The organism is Streptomyces cyaneofuscatus (assembly GCF_033109485.1).
Taxonomy (GTDB): Bacteria; Actinomycetota; Actinomycetes; order Streptomycetales; family Streptomycetaceae; genus Streptomyces; species Streptomyces cyaneofuscatus.
In genome coordinates, this window is the sequence record NZ_CP137002.1 from 3084945 (window position 1) to 3101295 (window position 16351).

Below are 16351 nucleotides of genomic sequence, written 5' to 3' on the forward strand. Positions count from 1 at the left end.
GCCCGCGGGGCACTAACGTGCCGCCTATGACGACTGCACTGATTACGGGCGCGACGGCGGGTATCGGGGCGGCCTTCGCGCGGCGGCTCGCGGGCCAGGGGCACAACCTGGTGCTGGTGGCCCGGGACACCGCCCGGCTGCGCGAGCAGGCCACCGAACTGCACGACCGGCACGGCATCGAGGCCGAGGTGCTGCGGGCGGACCTGTCCACGGACGCCGGGATCGAGGCGGTCGGGAAGCGGCTCGCGGACCGCACGCACCCGGTCGATCTGCTGGTCAACAACGCCGGGTTCGGCAACAAGGGGCGCTATCTGGAAGTGCCCATGGCCGACGAGCTGACGATGCTGAAGGTGCACTGCGAGGCGGTGCTGCGGCTGACCTCGGCCGCCACCGCGGGCATGAAGGAGCGCGGCCGGGGCGGGGTGATCAACGTGGCGTCGGTCGCGGCGTTCGTGCCGCGCGGTACGTACGGGGCGTCCAAGGCGTGGGTCGTCCAGTTCACCCAGGGCGCGGCGAAGGACCTGGCCGGTTCGGGGGTGCGGCTGATGGCGCTGTGCCCGGGCTTCGTCCGTACGGAGTTCCACGAGCGGGCCGGGATGGGCACCGGCAACATCCCGGGGTGGATGTGGCTGGACGCGGACAAGCTGGTGGCCTCGGCCCTGGCGGACCTGGCCCGGGGGAAGTCGGTGTCGATCCCGGACCCGCGCTACAAGGCGCTGATGGGGCTGGTCAAGGTGACGCCGCGCAGCCTGCTCGGCGGGGTCACCTCGCGTACGGGACGCAAGTACGGGCCCCAGTAGGCGCACAGAACGGTCCGGGCGGGCCGGAACGCACCGAGGCCCGGTACCCCCGCGACGGGGGTACCGGGCCTCTGACGTACCGGCAGGTACTAGTGGGAGTGGCCGTGGCCGCCGTGACCGGCGTCGGCCTCTTCCTCGGCCGGCTTCTCGACGACCAGGGTCTCGGTCGTGAGCAGCAGCGACGCGATGGACGCGGCGTTCTCCAGGGCGGAGCGGGTGACCTTGACCGGGTCGATGACGCCGGCCTTGACCAGGTCGCCGTACTCGCCGGTGGCGGCGTTGAAGCCCTGGCCCTTGTCGAGCTCGGAGACCTTGGAGGTGATGACGTAACCCTCCAGGCCCGCGTTCTCGGCGATCCAGCGCAGCGGCTCGACGGCGGCGCGGCGGACGACCGCGACACCGGTGGCCTCGTCGCCGGTCTTGCCGAGGTTGCCCTCCAGGACCTTCACGGCGTGGACGAGGGAGGAGCCACCGCCGGAGACGATGCCCTCCTCGACCGCGGCGCGGGTGGCGGAGATGGCGTCCTCAAGGCGGTGCTTCTTCTCCTTGAGCTCCACCTCGGTGGCGGCACCGACGCGGATGACGCACACGCCGCCGGCCAGCTTCGCGAGGCGCTCCTGGAGCTTCTCGCGGTCCCAGTCGGAGTCCGTGGACTCGATCTCGGCCTTGATCTGGTTGACGCGGCCCTTGACGTCGTCGGCGTTGCCGCCGCCGTCGACGATGGTCGTGTCGTCCTTGGAGACGGTGACGCGGCGGGCGGTGCCCAGCACGTCCAGACCGGCCTGGTCGAGCTTGAGGCCGACCTCCTCGGCGATGACGGTCGCACCGGTGAGGGTGGCGATGTCGCCGAGCATGGCCTTGCGGCGGTCGCCGAAGCCCGGGGCCTTCACCGCGACGGCGTTGAAGGTGCCGCGGATCTTGTTGACGACGAGGGTGGAGAGCGCCTCACCCTCGACGTCCTCGGCGATGATCAGGAGCGGCTTGGAGCCACCGGACTGGATGACCTTCTCCAGCAGCGGGAGCAGCTCCTGGATGGAGCCGATCTTGCCCTGGTGGATCAGGATGTACGGGTCGTCGAGGACGGCCTCCATACGCTCCTGGTCGGTCACCATGTACGGGGACAGGTAGCCCTTGTCGAAGGCCATGCCCTCGGTGAACTCCAGGTCCAGACCGAAGGTGTTGGACTCCTCGACGGTGATGACACCGTCCTTGCCGACCTTGTCCATCGCGTCCGCGATGAGCTCGCCGACCTGGGTGTCCTGCGCGGAGAGCGCGGCCACGGCGGCGATGTCGGACTTGTCGTCGATCGGGCGCGCGGTCGCGAGGAGCTCCTCGGACACGGCCTTGACGGCGGCGTCGATGCCCTTCTTCAGGGCGGCCGGGGAGGCGCCGGCGGCGACGTTGCGCAGGCCCTCGCGGACGAGCGCCTGGGCCAGGACGGTCGCGGTGGTGGTGCCGTCACCCGCTACGTCGTTGGTCTTGGTCGCCACCTCCTTGACGAGCTGGGCACCGAGGTTCTCGTACGGGTCGTCGAGCTCGACCTCGCGCGCGATGGTGACGCCGTCGTTGGTGATGGTGGGTGCGCCGAACTTCTTGTCGATGACGACGTTGCGGCCCTTGGGGCCGATCGTCACCTTGACCGTGTCGGCAAGCTTGTTGACGCCGCGCTCAAGGGCGCGACGGGCGTCCTCGTCGAACTTCAGAATCTTCGCCATGGGCTGTACTTCCCTCTCAAAATGAACTGCGCCCCTCGCCGCCCGGCTAGTTGTTACGCAGGGGGCCAGGGGCGCAGAACACAGGCAAACGTGGGTGAATTACTTCTCGACGATCGCGAGGACGTCGCGGGCCGAGAGGACGAGGTACTCCTCGCCGTTGTACTTCACCTCGGTGCCGCCGTACTTGCTGTACAGGACGACGTCGCCGGTCTTGACGTCGAGCGGAAGACGCTCGCCGTTCTCGAAGCGGCCCGGGCCCACGGCGAGGACGACGCCCTCCTGGGGCTTCTCCTTCGCGGTGTCCGGAATGACCAGGCCGGAAGCCGTGGTCTGCTCGGCGTCGAGCGGCTGGACCACAATGCGGTCCTCGAGCGGCTTGATCGCAACCTTGGAGCTGGTGGTCGACACGATCCGGTCTCCCCCTTCGGAGATCTCACGGGGTTTAGCAGTCAGTGGGTGGCGACCAGACCGATCCGTCGTCGCGGGTGCCGGACCTGCCCTGTCGCACAGTGTGGTGCTGGCACTCTCCAGGGGGGAGTGCCAGACCTGAGACTATGACCGCGATTAGCACTCGGTCAAGCGGAGTGCCAATTCACCACCCTCGCGCCGTCTCGGTCGGGGCTCCATCGGATCACCGTCCGGACAACGCCGGGGCGGAGCTCCGGGTTCCGTACGACGGTACGGAGATGACGCATCCCGAGCGCCACCTGCCCGGACGACCGGCCGAGAGAGGCGTGGCGGCGGGGCGGCCGTCAGCGCCGGGCGGCTGCGCGGATCCGCTGCTGGGGCTGTTCCTGCTGGTCGCGGAGGTGGCGGTCTGCGTCCCGCTGTTCCTGGGGCTGGGGCTGCGCGCCATGGCACGGTCCTCCGGGACGGCCTACGCCAAGGGGTCTCCCCCGCCCCCCGACCCCGGCACGGACTGGGTCCCGGTCGCCGTTCTCGGCGTCCTGGCCGTGGTGGTCGCCGTCGCCGCCGTGCTGCTGCTGCGCGGCCGGTGGCTCTGGGCCGGCGGTATGCAGGTGATCGTGGCGTTGGTGCTGTGCGCGGCCGCCCTCACGTCGGCGGGCGGGGGCGAGGCTTGGGAGGAGCCCCCGAACCCGGTCCCCACCTGGAACTCCCCGCCCTGCCGCAGCGGAGGCACCAGCGACGAATGCGCGCGCAGCGGGGGCTGAGCGCGCATTCGGGGCCGTACGCGGAGCAGGGCGGTGGGTCACACGCCGTACGTCAGGAGGCTCGGGTCAGACGTAGTCCTCCAGCTTCGCCACCGCGTACCCCTTGTCCGTGATGGTCTTCATGACCGTGCGGATCATGTCGGGCATCGTGCCCTTCCAGGCGCCCTTGCCCCGGAAGTGGGTGAGGACGATGTCGCCGGGGTGCAGGTCCCGGTCCCACTCGCGCCACTCCATGTGGTCGGCGAAGGCCTCGGCGGACCACAGCGGTACGGCGGTGATGCCGCAGGTCTTGGCGACGACGAGGGTGTCGCGGTTGTAGTTGCCGTACGGCGGGCGGAAGAGCGTGGGCCGCTTCCCGTAGTGCTTGAGGATCTTCTCCTGCTGGCCGCAGATCTCCCGCTTCTGCTCGGCGTAGGAGAGGCCGGGCAGATAGCGGTGGTTGAGCGTGTGGTTGCTGATGACCACCCCGCGCTTCTGCATCTGCTTGAAGTAGCCGTAGTCGTCGTTGATGACGTAGTCGCTCAGGAAGGCGCTGTAGGGGATGTCCAGTTCGGTCATCATCCGCAGCAGCGCGGGGTCCTTCTCCGCCCCGTCGTCCATGGTGAGGAAGACGATCTTCTCCTTGGTGGGGACGGTGGTGAAGACGGGCGGCAGCCCCTTGTCGTCCCGGACCTCGAACCCCTTACGGGTGGTGATGCGCGGCTTCACCTTCGGCGGTTCGGGGGCGGCGAGCGGGGTCTTGGCCAGCCCCCACTTCTTCGCGGCGACGGCCCGTGCGGCCTGTTTCCGCTTGAGCGCCTCGGCGTACGTGTCCAGGGCGCGGGCGGGCCCGGCCTGCGGGGCGGCGGCCTCGCCCTGCTGTCCGGCGGCGGGCTTCGCCGGGCCGCCCGGGGCTCCCGCGCCGCCACCGGCCATCTCCGACGCGCAGGCGGAGGTGACCGTGGCGGCCAGGAGGGCCGCCAGCACGACGGAGACCGGCCGGTGCCGCTTCATGGGTGATTTTCCTTTTTGTCGTACTAGCTGCATGGCGCCGCATCCTGCCAGCCACCCGGCCGCCGCCCGCCCCGACACCGCGAGGGCCCCCGGCCCGTCGCCCGACCGGCGGACAGGGGGCGGCCCCGACCGGCCACAATGGACCGGGTGAACGCATCGACCCCCTCCGCCTCCCCGGCCTCCCCGGCCGACGACCCCGCCCGCGCCGCCTTCGCCGCCCTGCGCACCCCCGAGGGCGAGCACCTGCTGGCCGAGCTGCGCGACCACGACCCCGCCCAGGAGCTGGCGACGGCGACCCGGCTGCGCCGCACGCACCCGGCGGAGCTGGTGTCGGCGGCGCTCGGCCAGGCCCGGCTGCGGCAGCGGGCGGTGGCGAAGTTCGGGGCCGGGGACGCCTACCGGATGTACTTCACGCCCAACGGGGTCGAGCAGGCCACCCGGACCTCGGTCGCCACCCACCGCGCCGCCCGGTTCGCCGCGCTCGGCGTGCGCAGCGTGGCGGACCTGTGCTGCGGCATCGGCGGCGACGCCATCGCGCTCGCCCGCGCCGGGATCGCCGTACTCGCCGTGGACCGCGACCCGCTCACCGCCGAGGTGGCCCGCGCCAACGCGGAAGCCCTGGGGCTCGCGGACCTGATCGAGGTGCGGTGCGCCGACGTCACGGAGATCGACACCTCTCCGTACGACGCCGTCTTCGTGGACCCGGCCCGGCGCGGCGGCCGGGGCAGGATCTTCGACCCGGAGGCGTACTCACCCCCGCTGTCCTGGGCGACGGCCGCCGCGCTGAAGGCCCCCCGCGCGGCGCTGAAGATCGCGCCCGGCGTCCCGCACGAGGCGATCGGCCCGGAGGCGGAGGCCGAGTGGATCTCGGACGGCGGCGATGTGAAGGAGGCGGTGCTCTGGTACGGGGAGGGGATCGCGCCCGGCGCGTTCCGGGCCACCCTGCTGCCGTCCGGGGCCACCCTCACCGCCCCGGCCCCGCTGCCCGCCCCTCCGGTGGGCCCGGTCGGGCGCTATCTGTACGAGCCGGACGGCGCGGTGATCCGGGCGCACCTGGTCGCCGACCTCGTGGAGCGGTGCGGCGGGCGGCTGGTGGACGAGACGATCGCGTACGTCACGAGCGATGTGCCGTACTCCTCGCCGTACGTCTCCGGGTACGAGATCACCGATCAGCTGCCGTTCAACATGAAGAAGCTGAAGGCGCTGCTGCGGGAGCGTCAGGTGGGCGTCCTGACCGTCAAGAAGCGCGGCTCGGCGGTCGAACCGGAGGAGCTGCGCCGCCGGATGAAGCTGAGCGGCCCGAATGCGGCGACGGTGTTCCTGACCCGGGTGGCCGGGGCCCCGACGATGCTGATCGGCCACCCGCTGGGGTGAGCCGGCGGGCCGGAACGCACGGCGTCAGCGGTGGGCCGGAGCGTCGAGCGGGGCAGGCGCCGCCAGGACGCGCAGCACCCAGCGGCGGTGTGCCAGCGCCTTGACGGCGCCGATGAGTCCGGTGAGCCAGGCGACCATGCCGAGGCCCATGATCAGGGCGACCATGCCGTACGTGTCGTCCCCGGGGCGGGCGCTCGCCGGGCCGATCACACAGAGCGCCAGCCCGCCCGCCGCCAGGACGAACGACAGCAGCAGCCAGACCAGGCTCATCCCGGGCAGCCGCAGCTCCCGGTCGCGCTCCGGGTCCCGGTCCAGCGCACCCCACTCCACGAGCAGCGCGCGGATCTCCCGGTCCCGGGCGAGGTGGAGGGAGACCAGGATGACGGCGGGGATCAGCGCGCCCACTCCGAGGAGCAGGGTCAGGAGTCCGGCGATCCCGCTGAAGAAGTCCGCCGACGCCTGCTCGAACATGACGAGCCCGGACCCCACCAGCAGCCAGCCGAAGGCGGCGAGCCCGGCCCACATCACCAGCACGCCGAGCCGCGCCGGCCCCAGGTGCATCCGGACCAGCGCGCCCAGGATGAACGCGCGGTCGGCGAGCATCGCCTCGCGGTCCGGCCAGGTCCGGATCTCCACGGGAGGCGGGGGCGGGGGCAGGGTGGGGCGGGATGACATGGACCAGACACTATCGGGGCGAGCCTGCGCCCCTCCGCTCAGGCGTCCCGCAGCGCCTGGATGTCCAGCTTGCCCATGGAGAGCATGGCCTTCATCGTGCGCTCCGCCTTCGCCGGGTCCGGGTCGGCCAGCAGCTTCGGCAGCTCGTTCGGGACGATCTGCCAGGAGACGCCGTACCGGTCCTTGAGCCAGCCGCACTGCCCCTCCTCGCCGCCCTCGGAGAGCGCGGTCCAGAGCCGGTCGACCTCGGCCTGGTCGGCGCAGTCCGCGGAGAGCGAGATCGCCTCGGTGAAGGGGAACTGCGGTCCGCCGTTGAGGCCCATGTACTCCTGGCCCGCGAGCCGGAAGCTGACCGTGAGGACGGAGCCCGTCTCGCCGGGGGCCTCTTCGCCGTAGTAGCTGATGTCCAGGATGCGGGAGTCGCCGCCGAAGATCGCGATGTAGTGCTCGGCCGCCTCCTTCGCCTGGCCGTCGTACCAGAGACAGGGGGTGATCTTCTGCATGATGGTCGTCTCCTCGTCCGGCCGCCCCGTGGTCGGGGCGGACCTCGTGGAAGGTAGACCGGCCCGGGCGCCCGGACTCATCGGCCGGCGGCGTCCTCACTCGTCGGCGGGCCGCGACCCTTCTCATCGGCCGGCCGCGTCACCTTCGTGCTCCGCCGCGACTTCATGCTCCGCCGCGACCGGCTCGCCGGCCACCGGACCGCCCGCCGCCCGGCTCTCCCCCGGCAGCAGGACGTACGCTGCCAGCGCCGCGGCCGCCAGGAGCCCGGCGGCGACCCAGAAGGCGGCCGCGTACCCGGCGGAGAGGCCCCTCACCCCGGTGCCGCCGCCCGTGACCTGTGCGGCGACCGTGACCAGCACCGCGAGGCCGAGCGAACCGCCGACCTGGCGGGAGCTGTTGAGCAGCCCGGAGGCCATCCCGGTCTCGCCGGGCACCACGTCGGTGGTGGCGGCCGTGCCGAGCGGGACGAAGCAGAGGCCGATGCCGAGCGAGCAGAGCAGCGACGGGCCGAGGATCGAGGCGAGGAAGGAGCCGTCGACCGTGGCGGTGGCCGCGAACCAGCCCATCCCGAGCGCCGCCAGCGTGCCGCCCACGGCCATCAGCCGCCGGATGCCGAGCACCGCGACCGCGCGGGTGGCCAGGACCGCGCCCGCGACGACGCCCACGCAGAACGGCAGGAACGCGAAGCCGGCGGCGGTCGGCCCGTACCCGAGGACCAGCTGCATGTAGAGCGAGACGAAGTAGAACGCGCCGAACTGGGCGGACGCCAGCAGCAGGCAGAACAGGTTGGCCGTGAGCACCGGCCGCCCGCGCAGCAGACCGGGGCGGAGCAGCGGCGACGCCGTACGGAGTTCGACGGCGACGAAGGCGGTCAGCAGGAGCACCGCCGCGCCGAGGGTGCACAGCGTGACGGCCGAGCCCCAGCCGTCGTCCGAGGCCCGTACGAGCCCGAGGACCAGCAGCGTCGTCCCGGCCGTGGCCAGGAGCGCCCCGGCGAGGTCCAGCCGGGCGCCGGTCCGCCGCTGCCCGCCGACCGGTCCGGTGCGCGCGGCGGCGGCCAGGGCGAAGGCGACGATCGGCACGTTGACCAGCATCACGGCCCGCCAGCCCGCCGCGTCGGTGAGCACGCCGCCCGCCAGCACCCCGACCGCGCCGCCCGCCGCACCCGCCATGCCCCAGAGCCCGAGCGCCCGGGAGCGGGCGGGCCCGGCCGGGAAAGCGAGGGTGATCAGGGCGAACGCCACGGGGGCGAGGGCGGCGGCGCCCACGCCCTGGACGGCCCGCGCCGCGACCAGCGACCCGGGCGACCAGGCGAGGCCGCCGGCCAGGCTGGCGAGCCCGAAGAGCACCAGGCCCGCGGTGAGGACGCGACGGGGCCCTGCCAGGTCGGCGAGCCGGCCGCCGAGCAGGAGGAGCCCGCCGAAGGCGAGGGCGTACGCGTTGACGACCCAGAGCAGCCCGTCCCGGCCGAAGCCGAGGTCGCTGCGGATGTCGGGCAGGGCGACGTTCACCACGGACATGTCCAGCGACACGAGGAACTGCACGGTGAGCGCCACCACCAGCAGCCACCGAGCGTGCCGCGCGGCCGCCCCGTCCGTCTCCTTCTCCGACCCGCCTGCCACCGTGCCGCCGTCCATGACGCGCCCTCCCCTTCTCCACCCTCGACCGGAGAATTACCATACACGTATAGAAAATAAACCCGCCGGTACGCAGGAGGACCCGAAAGGGGAGAATGCCCGGGTGCCAGGCAGCGAGAAGACCGAGAAGCAGAGCCGGAAGACCGGGCAGAAGAAGAAACCCGTGGGCCGCCCCCGCAGGCTGGACCCGGACGTGATGGTCGCCACCGCGCGCCGCATCGTCGAGGAGGAGGGCGTGGACGCGCTGTCCATGCGGCGGGTGGCGAAGGAGCTGGGCTCCACGCCGATGGCGCTCTACCACTACGTGCAGGACAAGGACGAGCTGCTGATGCTCACCCTCTCCGGCACCGCGGCCGCCTTCCCGCGCCCCGAGCTGCCCGAGGACCCGCGCGAGCGGCTGGTGGCGGTGGCCGTGCACATGCACGACATCATCGGCCGCATCCCCTGGGTGCTGGACATCCTGGCGCTCGGCGAGCTGACCGACCGCAACGCGCTGTGGATGGTCGAGGAGATCATCGACTGCGCCCTGGCCTGCGGCCTCTCCCCCGCCCGCTCGGTGCGGGCGTACCGGACGATCTGGAGTTACGTCTACGGCGACCTGGTCTTCCGCAGGGCGGCGGCCCGCCGGGCGGAGCAGCCCTCGCGCCGGGAGTTCTTCCCGGAGATGATCACGGAGAAGGACGCGCTGGAGCTGCCCCGGCTCACCGAGGTGAAGGAGCACTGGCGGGAGTACGCCGCCGACTACGAGACCGCCGCCGAACTGGACGCGATCGTGGAGGGGCTGATCAGCCGAGGGGCGCGGGGCTGACGGGCCTCGTAAAGCTGACGGGCCTCGTAAAGACGCCGCTGAAGGCCCCCCTCGCGGCCCTCATCCCACCGCCTCGAACCGCCACCGGTGCACCGGCCGGGTGATCAGGGCGGCGTCGGGCTCGGGGAGTTCGGGGAGGTCGTCGGCGTACGACGCATGCTCCCACCACGTCATGACCAGCACCCGGTCCTGCGGGGCGCGCAGCAGTTCGCGGCGGGCCGGCTCGCGCGACAGCTCGGCGGCCCGGGCGCGGGCCCACTCCAGGAGCTCGCCGCCGCGGCCCTCCACGGCGCGCGCCTCCCACATCAGGACGACGGTCGCGGCGCTCATGAGTACAGGTTGTCCTTGCTGATCTCGTGCACGTGGTCGTGGTCGTGGTCATGCGCGTGCTGGTGCTTCCCCGGCACGTGCGGCTCCGTCACCGGCAGCGACGAGTCCGCCGAGAGCTCCAGGTCGGAGGGGCGCCGGTTGCGGGCGACCATCTCCGCGCCGAGCGCCGCGACCATCGCGCCGTTGTCCGTGCAGAGCTTCGGCCGCGGCACCCGCAGCCGGATGCCCGCCCGCTCGCACCGCTCCTGCGCCAGCGCGCGGAGCCGGGAGTTGGCCGCCACCCCGCCGCCGATCATCAGGTGGTCGACGCCCTCGTCCTTGCAGGCGCGCACCGCCTTTCGCGTGAGCACGTCCACCACGGCCTCCTGGAAGGACGCCGCCACATCCCGTACCGGCACCTCCTCGCCCGCCGCGCGCTTCGCCTCGATCCAGCGGGCGACCGAGGTCTTCAGGCCGGAGAAGGAGAAGTCGTACGGGGCGTCGCGCGGGCCGGTCAGACCGCGAGGGAACGCGATGGACTTCGGGTCGCCCTCCTTCGCGAGGCGGTCGATGACCGGGCCGCCGGGGAAGCCGAGGTTCAGCACCCGGGCGATCTTGTCGAACGCCTCGCCGGCCGCGTCGTCGATGGTCGCGCCGAGGGGGCGGACGTCGGCGGTGATGTCGGGGGCGAGCAGGAGCGAGGAGTGGCCGCCGCTGACCAGGAGCGCCATGGTCGGCTCGGGCAGCGGGCCGTGCTCCAGCTGGTCGACGCAGATGTGCGAGGCGAGGTGGTTGACCCCGTAGAGCGGCTTGTTCAGGGCGTACGCGTACGCCTTCGCGGCCGAGACGCCGACCAGCAGCGCGCCCGCGAGGCCGGGGCCGGAGGTGACGGCGATCCCGTCGAGGTCGCGGGCGCTGACCCCGGCCTCCTTGAGGGCGCGCTCGATGGTGGGGACCATCGCCTCCAGGTGGGCGCGGGAGGCGATCTCCGGGACGACGCCGCCGAAGCGGGCGTGGGTGTCGACGCTGGAGGCGACGGCGTCCGCGAGCAGGGTCGTCCCGCGCACGATGCCGACGCCGGTCTCGTCGCAGGAGGTCTCGATGCCGAGTACGAGGGGTTCGTCGGCAGCCATCATTCAGTCCCGGTCTCTTGTGCGTTTTCCGCTACGTGTTCGTGCATGGTGAGGCGCATGACGAGCGCGTCGATGTTCCCCGGCTGGTAGTAACCGCGCCGGAAGCCGATCGGCTCGAAGCCGAAGCGCTCGTACAGCTTCTGCGCCCGCGTGTTGTCGACCCGGACTTCGAGGAGCACGGTGGCGCACTCGAAGGCGGTGGCGGCCTTCAGCAGGTCGGCGAGGAGTTCGGAGCCGAGGCCGGTGCCCCAGGCGTCGCGGCTGACCGCGATGGTCTGGACGTCGGAGAGGTCGCCGAGGGCGGCGAGCCCGGCGTAGCCGGTGATCCTGCCGGTGGCCGGGTCCTCGGCGACGACGTAGTGGCGGGTGGCGCCGGGGCCGCGGGCGTGCGCCAGCTCGGACCAGAACATGCCGGGCGACCAGGCGTCGTCCGGGAACAGCGCGTGTTCGAGCTCCAGCACCGGGGCAATGTCCCACCAGCGCATCTCGCGCAGTACGGCGGTGGTGGCGCTCACTTCGGGGTGACCACCTTGTAGTTCTTCGGGACCTGTGCGTCGGGCCGGCGCAGATAGAGCGGCTGGGGCTCCAGCAGCTCCTGCCCGGCGGCGAGCCGTTCGGCGGCGAGCGCGGCGAGCGCCCCGGCGGCCACGTGCTCGGGACCGCGCGCGTCCGGGAAGGCCTCCGGGTAGAGCACCGCGCCCTGGCCGACCACCGGGAGCCCGGCGAGTGCCTCGGCGATGTCGGCGGGCCGGTCGACGGCGGGGTCACCCGTACGGGTGCGGGCGTCCTCGTATTTCGCCCAGTACACCTCCTTGCGGCGCGCGTCCGTCGCCACGGCGAAGGGCCCTTCGAGGCCGTCCTGCCCGGCGGCGTACGCCAGTCCGTCCAGCGTGCAGATCCCGTGTACGGGGACGGCGAGCGCGGAGCCGAAGGTGGCGGCGGTGACCAGGCCGACCCGCAGCCCGGTGTAGGGGCCGGGGCCGACGCCCACGACCACGCCCGTCACGGCGTCGATTTTCACCCCGGCCTCGGCGAGGACCCGGTCGACGGCGGGCAGCAGCAGTTCACCGTGCCTGCGGGCGTCGACCTGGCCGGAGGAGGCGATGACGGACGCACCGTCGTGCAGGGCGACGGTGACGGCGGGCGTGGCGGTATCCATGGCGAGCAAGAGCACGCAAACAGCCTACGGCTCCGCCGACGGCGGTACGGCGTCCGTACGGCGTCCCGGCCCGCCCGTCCGCTGCTGCTACCGTCACCGGGTATCCACGGGTACGACGTAAACGCTTGTACGACAACGCTTGTACGGCAACGTTGGTACGACATGCGGCGGACGGCCGCCGAAAGGGGAGTTCACGGTGTCAAGGGGAAGCTCGGGAATGGTGGCCGGGCTCACTGCGGCGGCGGTCGTCGTGGTCGCCGTCCTCGCCTACCAGGCATCGGCGAACGCACCGGAATCGGTGGCGTCCTCCTCCTCGGCCACCCCGAAGGCCTCGGCCTCCGCCTCCGCTCAGCCCACCGCGAAGCCGAAGCCCACGAAGGACGCCCTCGCGGTCCCGGCCGACTCGGACACCGGTGAGCGCGTCGTCTACGCGCTGAAGGACCGGCGGGTGTGGCTGGTGGAAGGCAACGGGAAGGCGCTCCGTACGTTCACGGTGATGCCGAGCCCCGTGAGCCCGCCGCCCGGCGTCTACCAGGTCACCTCGCGCTCGGGCACGGTCCAGGGCTCGGACGGCGTCCCGATCGAGCACGTGGTGCGCTTCGCCAACGTCGGCGAGGTCGCGGTGGGCTTCAGCGCGGCGCAGGACGGGTCGATGCAGGCCCCGGACCCGCAGTCGAAGACCGGCGGCGTACGAATGAAGCGGGCGGACGGCAACGCGATGTGGACCTTCGCGACGGTCGGCGCCAAGGTGGTCGTCGTCCCGTAGCCCGTGGGGCGCGGCGCGTTCCTACGCGGCCCGGCGGCGGACAGCCCGGTCAGGCACGCTCTCCCCGGCCCCGGCCCCGGCCCCGTCCTCGCCACCGTCGGCCGCGTCCGGATCGCTCGGTGGGGTGGAGACCGCGGTGGCCGCCGCGCTCGCGGCCAGCAGGTCCTTCATGGACAGGGCGGACGGCGTCGGCTGCTGCCGCGGCTGCTCCGCACGCTCGGGCGTCGGCATGGATGCCTCCTGGGGGCTCCGGTGGAGGTCGTGGTTAGGTAGACCTAACCAGGTCTCGTACCCATGTGACCACGACCACGGTCCCTCGCGCAACAATTTACCGACAGCCCGTCGGGAAGGCGACCTCCGCGTCACGCCCCGGCTACGCCAGGTCCTCCGGCAGCCCCGCCCAGCGCGGGCCGATGCCCACCAGGGTCACCTCGCGCCGCTCGTCGTCCGTGTCGCCGGTCGCGCGGTCGATGAGCACGCGCAGCCGGTCCTCGGAGAGGTCCTCCACCTTGCCGTCGCCCCACTCCACGACCACCACCGACTCCGGCAGCGACACGTCGAGGTCCAGGTCCTCCATCTCGTCGAGCCCGCCGCCCAGGCGGTACGCGTCGACGTGGACCAGGGCGGGCCCTTCGACCAGGGAGGGGTGGACGCGGGCGATGACGAAGGTGGGCGAGGTGACCGCGCCGCGCACGCCGAGGCCCTCGCCGAGCCCCCGGGTGAGCGTCGTCTTGCCTGCGCCCAGCTCGCCCGTGAGCATGACCAGGTCGCCGGGGGCCAGGACGCGGGCGAGGCGGCGGCCGAGGTCCTGCATCTGCTCGGGCGACTCGACGGTGAGGGTCACGGTGACGGCCTCGGGGAGGTCCGTGGGGGCGCCCGGAACGGTCTCAGCGGCCGGGCTGCTGTGCGGTGCTTCCATGCTCGCCAACGTTAGCGGCAGCCACCGCCCCGCCGCGTACCAGCAGGTCGGCCAGCCGGTCGGTGACCGTCTCCGGGTGCTCCAGCATCACCAGGTGCCCGGCGTCCGGCACCAGGATCAGCTCGGCCTCCGGCAGGACGTCCGCGATGGCCTCGCTGTGCGAGCTGGGGGTGACGAGGTCCTTCTCCCCGGCCAGGATCAGCACGGGCACGTCCCGGAAGGCGGGCAGCGCGCCGCTCTTGTCGTGCTCGGTGAAGGCCGGGTAGAACTCGGCGACCACGTCGATCGGGGTCGACTCGATCAGCCGCTCCGCGAACCGGGCGACCGCCGGGTCCACGTCCCGCGAGCTGAACGAGTACCGCTTGATCAGCCCGGCGAAGAGGTCGGCGGTTGCCCGGCGCCCCTTCTCCACCAGCTCCGCCTGCGTCCCCAGCGCCCGCAGCACCCCCGGCAGCACCCGGCGCACCGCCCGCACGCCCGCCACCGGCAGCCCGAAGTTGACCTCGCCGAGCTTGCCGCTGGAGGTGCCGACGAACGCCACGGCGGCGACCCGGTCGCGGATGAGGGCCGGGTACTGGTCGGCCAGCGCCATCATCGTCATGCCGCCCATGGAGTGGCCGACGAGCACGATGCGCCCCTCGGGGGCCGCCGCGTCGATGACGGCCTTGAGGTCGCGGCCGAGCTGGTCGATGCCGACGGCCACGCCGTCCGCCTGGGCGCGCCCGCGCTCGGAGCGGCCGTGGCTGCGCTGGTCCCAGTAGACGGCGCGGACGAGGCCGCGCAGGGCGGCGCGCTGGAAGTGCCAGGAGTCCTGGCCGAGGCAGTAGCCATGACTGAAGACGACGGTGACGGGGGCGGGAGCCTTGCGCCCGAAGAGCCGGCGGCGGCGGTTGCCCTCGGAGCCGGTCCTGTCCTCCGGCTGCGCGGGCTCGACCTCGTCGACCTCGTAGTACAGCTCGGTCCCGTCGTCGGCGACGGCCCGGCCCGGTGTCCCGCGCAGCGAGCCGTAGGGCCCGGTCGCGTCCAGCGCGAGGCGGGCCTTCTTGCGCATCCCGCGCCCGACGGTGAGCCGCTCGACGGCGACCCCGGCCGCCGCACCGGCGGCGAGCACTCCTATCGCGGCCCCGGCGACGCCCGCCCGGCGCCATCCGGGCGCCGTCGCGGCGGCCACCGCCATGACCTCTCCCGCCGCCGCCCCCGCGCTGCTCTCGCTCACGGTCCCGTGCCCCCGCTCGGTTCTGCCGTCTCGTTCACGTACACCCTCGGTACCCGGCTGCCGATCCGGGTGACGATCTCGTACCCGATCGTGTCGGCCGCCACCGCCCAGTCCTCGACGCCCGGCTCACCCCGGTCGCCCGGTCCGAACAGCACGGCCTCCGCGCCCGCTTCGGGCCGGTCGCCGCCGAGGTCGACGACGAACTGGTCCATGGCGACGCGGCCCGCCGCCGTACGGACCGTGCCGGCGACCAGGACGGGTCCGCGCCCCGACGCGTGGCGCGGGATGCCGTCCGCGTACCCGACGGGGATGAGGCCGAGCGTGGTCTCGGCGGGGGTGGCGTAGTGGTGGCCGTAGCTGACGCCGTGCCCGGCCGGGACGTCCTTGACCAGGGCGACGGCGGCGGCGAGCGTCATCACCGGGCGCAGTCCCAGCTCGGCGGGGGTGCCCAGCTCGGGGGCGGGCGAGACGCCGTACATCGCGATGCCGGTCCGTACGAGGTCGAAGTGGGCCTCGGGGAGGGTCAGCGTGGCCGGGGAGTTGGCCAGGTGGCGCACCTCCGGCTCGACGCCCTCCTTCTCGGCGTACGCGACCATGTCCCGGAACACGGCGAGCTGGGCGGCGTTGGCGGGGTGGCCGGGCTCGTCGGCGCAGGCGAAGTGGGACCAGAGGCCGGTGATCCGGATGGCGCCGGTCCGCTCGGCGGCGCGGGCCTCGGCGACGAGTTCGGGCCAGTCGGCGGGCTGACAGCCGCCCCGGCCGAGGCCGGTGTCGGCCTTGAGCTGGACGCGGGCCGGGCGGTCGGCGGCGGTGGCGGCCGCGACGATCTCGCGCAGCGCCCACATCGCGCTGACCGAGACGTCGATGTCCGCTTCGATGGCCTCGCGCCAGGGCCCGCCCGGCGTCCAGAGCCAGCACATGATCCGGCCGTCGAGCCCGGCGGCCCGCAGGGCGAGCGCCTCGTGCGGGGTCGCGGTGCCGAGCCAGGTCGCCCCGGCCTCGCGGGCGGCCCGGGCGCAGGGCACGGCGCCGTGCCCGTACCCGTCGGACTTCACCACGGCCATGAGCTGCGCACCGGACGCCCGCTCGCGCAGGGCGCGCACATTGGCGCGCAGCGCGGCGAGGTCGATCTCGGCACGGGCTCTCAGGGACGCTGTCTCGTTCATCGCGC

The 16351-nt window shown here is 73.0% G+C and carries 19 protein-coding genes; 5 read left to right on the forward strand and 14 right to left on the reverse strand.

Annotation, left to right across the window (positions count from 1 at the left end; translation table 11 throughout):
• Window positions 1-26: 26 nt before the first annotated feature.
• On the forward strand, window positions 27-800 hold the full coding sequence (locus tag R2B67_RS13075) for an SDR family NAD(P)-dependent oxidoreductase (protein WP_018510537.1): 774 nt from the start codon (window positions 27-29) through the stop codon (window positions 798-800).
• A gap of 89 nt (window positions 801-889) precedes the next feature.
• Here R2B67_RS13075 and groL read toward each other — a convergent pair whose 3' ends face one another.
• Together groL and groES are read right to left on the reverse strand one after the other, a co-directional pair.
• Window positions 890-2515 carry a chaperonin GroEL gene (gene groL, locus R2B67_RS13080; RefSeq protein WP_018510538.1) on the reverse strand — a complete coding sequence of 542 codons (1626 nt, stop codon included), beginning with the start codon at window positions 2513-2515 and terminating at the stop codon, window positions 890-892.
• 99 nt (window positions 2516-2614) lie between these two features.
• Window positions 2615-2923 carry a co-chaperone GroES gene (gene groES, locus R2B67_RS13085; protein WP_003966899.1) on the reverse strand — a complete coding sequence of 103 codons (309 nt, stop codon included), beginning with the start codon at window positions 2921-2923 and terminating at the stop codon, window positions 2615-2617.
• Between the two features lie 278 nt (window positions 2924-3201).
• Between groES and R2B67_RS13090 the strand changes: the two genes are divergently transcribed.
• On the forward strand, window positions 3202-3687 hold the full coding sequence (locus R2B67_RS13090; protein ID WP_317818040.1) for a DUF6234 family protein: 486 nt from the start codon (window positions 3202-3204) through the stop codon (window positions 3685-3687).
• Window positions 3688-3753: 66 nt separating this feature from the next.
• Here R2B67_RS13090 and R2B67_RS13095 read toward each other — a convergent pair whose 3' ends face one another.
• Window positions 3754-4680, reverse strand: a complete 927-nt coding sequence (locus tag R2B67_RS13095) for a polysaccharide deacetylase family protein (protein ID WP_317818042.1) — start codon at window positions 4678-4680, stop codon at window positions 3754-3756.
• Between the two features lie 138 nt (window positions 4681-4818).
• On the opposite strand from R2B67_RS13095, the gene R2B67_RS13100 reads away from it, so the two are divergent.
• Window positions 4819-6054, forward strand: coding sequence for a THUMP-like domain-containing protein (locus R2B67_RS13100; RefSeq protein ID WP_317818043.1), 1236 nt, complete (start codon window positions 4819-4821; stop codon window positions 6052-6054).
• A gap of 24 nt (window positions 6055-6078) precedes the next feature.
• Here R2B67_RS13100 and R2B67_RS13105 read toward each other — a convergent pair whose 3' ends face one another.
• From R2B67_RS13105 to R2B67_RS13115, 3 genes are all read right to left on the reverse strand, one after another.
• On the reverse strand, window positions 6079-6729 hold the full coding sequence (locus R2B67_RS13105; protein WP_026241201.1) for a hypothetical protein: 651 nt from the start codon (window positions 6727-6729) through the stop codon (window positions 6079-6081).
• Window positions 6730-6767: 38 nt separating this feature from the next.
• Window positions 6768-7232, reverse strand: coding sequence for a VOC family protein (locus R2B67_RS13110; RefSeq protein ID WP_317818044.1), 465 nt, complete (start codon window positions 7230-7232; stop codon window positions 6768-6770).
• Between the two features lie 123 nt (window positions 7233-7355).
• Complete coding sequence (locus R2B67_RS13115; RefSeq protein ID WP_317818046.1) at window positions 7356-8870, reverse strand: MFS transporter; 1515 nt, start codon at window positions 8868-8870, stop codon at window positions 7356-7358.
• Window positions 8871-8973: 103 nt separating this feature from the next.
• On the opposite strand from R2B67_RS13115, the gene R2B67_RS13120 reads away from it, so the two are divergent.
• Complete coding sequence (locus tag R2B67_RS13120) at window positions 8974-9678, forward strand: TetR/AcrR family transcriptional regulator (protein ID WP_018510545.1); 705 nt, start codon at window positions 8974-8976, stop codon at window positions 9676-9678.
• Window positions 9679-9738: 60 nt separating this feature from the next.
• On the opposite strand, the gene R2B67_RS13125 is transcribed toward R2B67_RS13120, so the two are convergent.
• From R2B67_RS13125 to tsaB, 4 genes are read right to left on the reverse strand one after another with little or no spacing between them, the layout of a single operon-like run.
• Window positions 9739-10008, reverse strand: a complete 270-nt coding sequence (locus tag R2B67_RS13125; RefSeq protein ID WP_317818047.1) for a hypothetical protein — start codon at window positions 10006-10008, stop codon at window positions 9739-9741.
• Complete coding sequence (gene tsaD, locus R2B67_RS13130; RefSeq protein WP_317818048.1) at window positions 10005-11120, reverse strand: tRNA (adenosine(37)-N6)-threonylcarbamoyltransferase complex transferase subunit TsaD; 1116 nt, start codon at window positions 11118-11120, stop codon at window positions 10005-10007. Before tsaD ends, R2B67_RS13125 begins: the two co-directional genes overlap by 4 nt.
• A complete protein-coding gene (gene rimI, locus R2B67_RS13135; protein ID WP_317818049.1) occupies window positions 11120-11635 on the reverse strand; it encodes a ribosomal protein S18-alanine N-acetyltransferase in 516 nt (171 codons plus the stop codon). Before rimI ends, tsaD begins: the two co-directional genes overlap by 1 nt.
• Window positions 11632-12279, reverse strand: a complete 648-nt coding sequence (tsaB, locus tag R2B67_RS13140; RefSeq protein ID WP_317824841.1) for a tRNA (adenosine(37)-N6)-threonylcarbamoyltransferase complex dimerization subunit type 1 TsaB — start codon at window positions 12277-12279, stop codon at window positions 11632-11634. The genes rimI and tsaB overlap by 4 nt, the downstream gene beginning before the upstream one ends.
• A 217-nt stretch (window positions 12280-12496) precedes the next feature.
• Here tsaB and R2B67_RS13145 point away from each other — a divergent pair, with 217 nt between their 5' ends.
• Window positions 12497-13045, forward strand: a complete 549-nt coding sequence (locus tag R2B67_RS13145; RefSeq protein ID WP_317818050.1) for a hypothetical protein — start codon at window positions 12497-12499, stop codon at window positions 13043-13045.
• Window positions 13046-13066: 21 nt separating this feature from the next.
• Here the strand turns inward: R2B67_RS13145 and R2B67_RS13150 are convergent, their stop codons facing one another.
• From R2B67_RS13150 to alr, 4 genes are all read right to left on the reverse strand, one after another.
• On the reverse strand, window positions 13067-13276 hold the full coding sequence (locus tag R2B67_RS13150; RefSeq protein WP_317818052.1) for a hypothetical protein: 210 nt from the start codon (window positions 13274-13276) through the stop codon (window positions 13067-13069).
• A 142-nt stretch (window positions 13277-13418) separates the two neighbouring features.
• Window positions 13419-13964 (reverse strand): tRNA (adenosine(37)-N6)-threonylcarbamoyltransferase complex ATPase subunit type 1 TsaE, encoded by a 546-nt coding sequence (gene tsaE, locus R2B67_RS13155; RefSeq protein ID WP_018510552.1) that lies wholly within the window; start codon window positions 13962-13964, stop codon window positions 13419-13421.
• Complete coding sequence (locus R2B67_RS13160) at window positions 13933-15180, reverse strand: alpha/beta fold hydrolase (protein WP_381044898.1); 1248 nt, start codon at window positions 15178-15180, stop codon at window positions 13933-13935. Before R2B67_RS13160 ends, tsaE begins: the two co-directional genes overlap by 32 nt.
• Window positions 15177-16346, reverse strand: a complete 1170-nt coding sequence (gene alr / locus R2B67_RS13165) for an alanine racemase (protein WP_317818054.1) — start codon at window positions 16344-16346, stop codon at window positions 15177-15179. Before alr ends, R2B67_RS13160 begins: the two co-directional genes overlap by 4 nt.
• Between the last annotated feature and the right edge of the window lie 5 nt (window positions 16347-16351).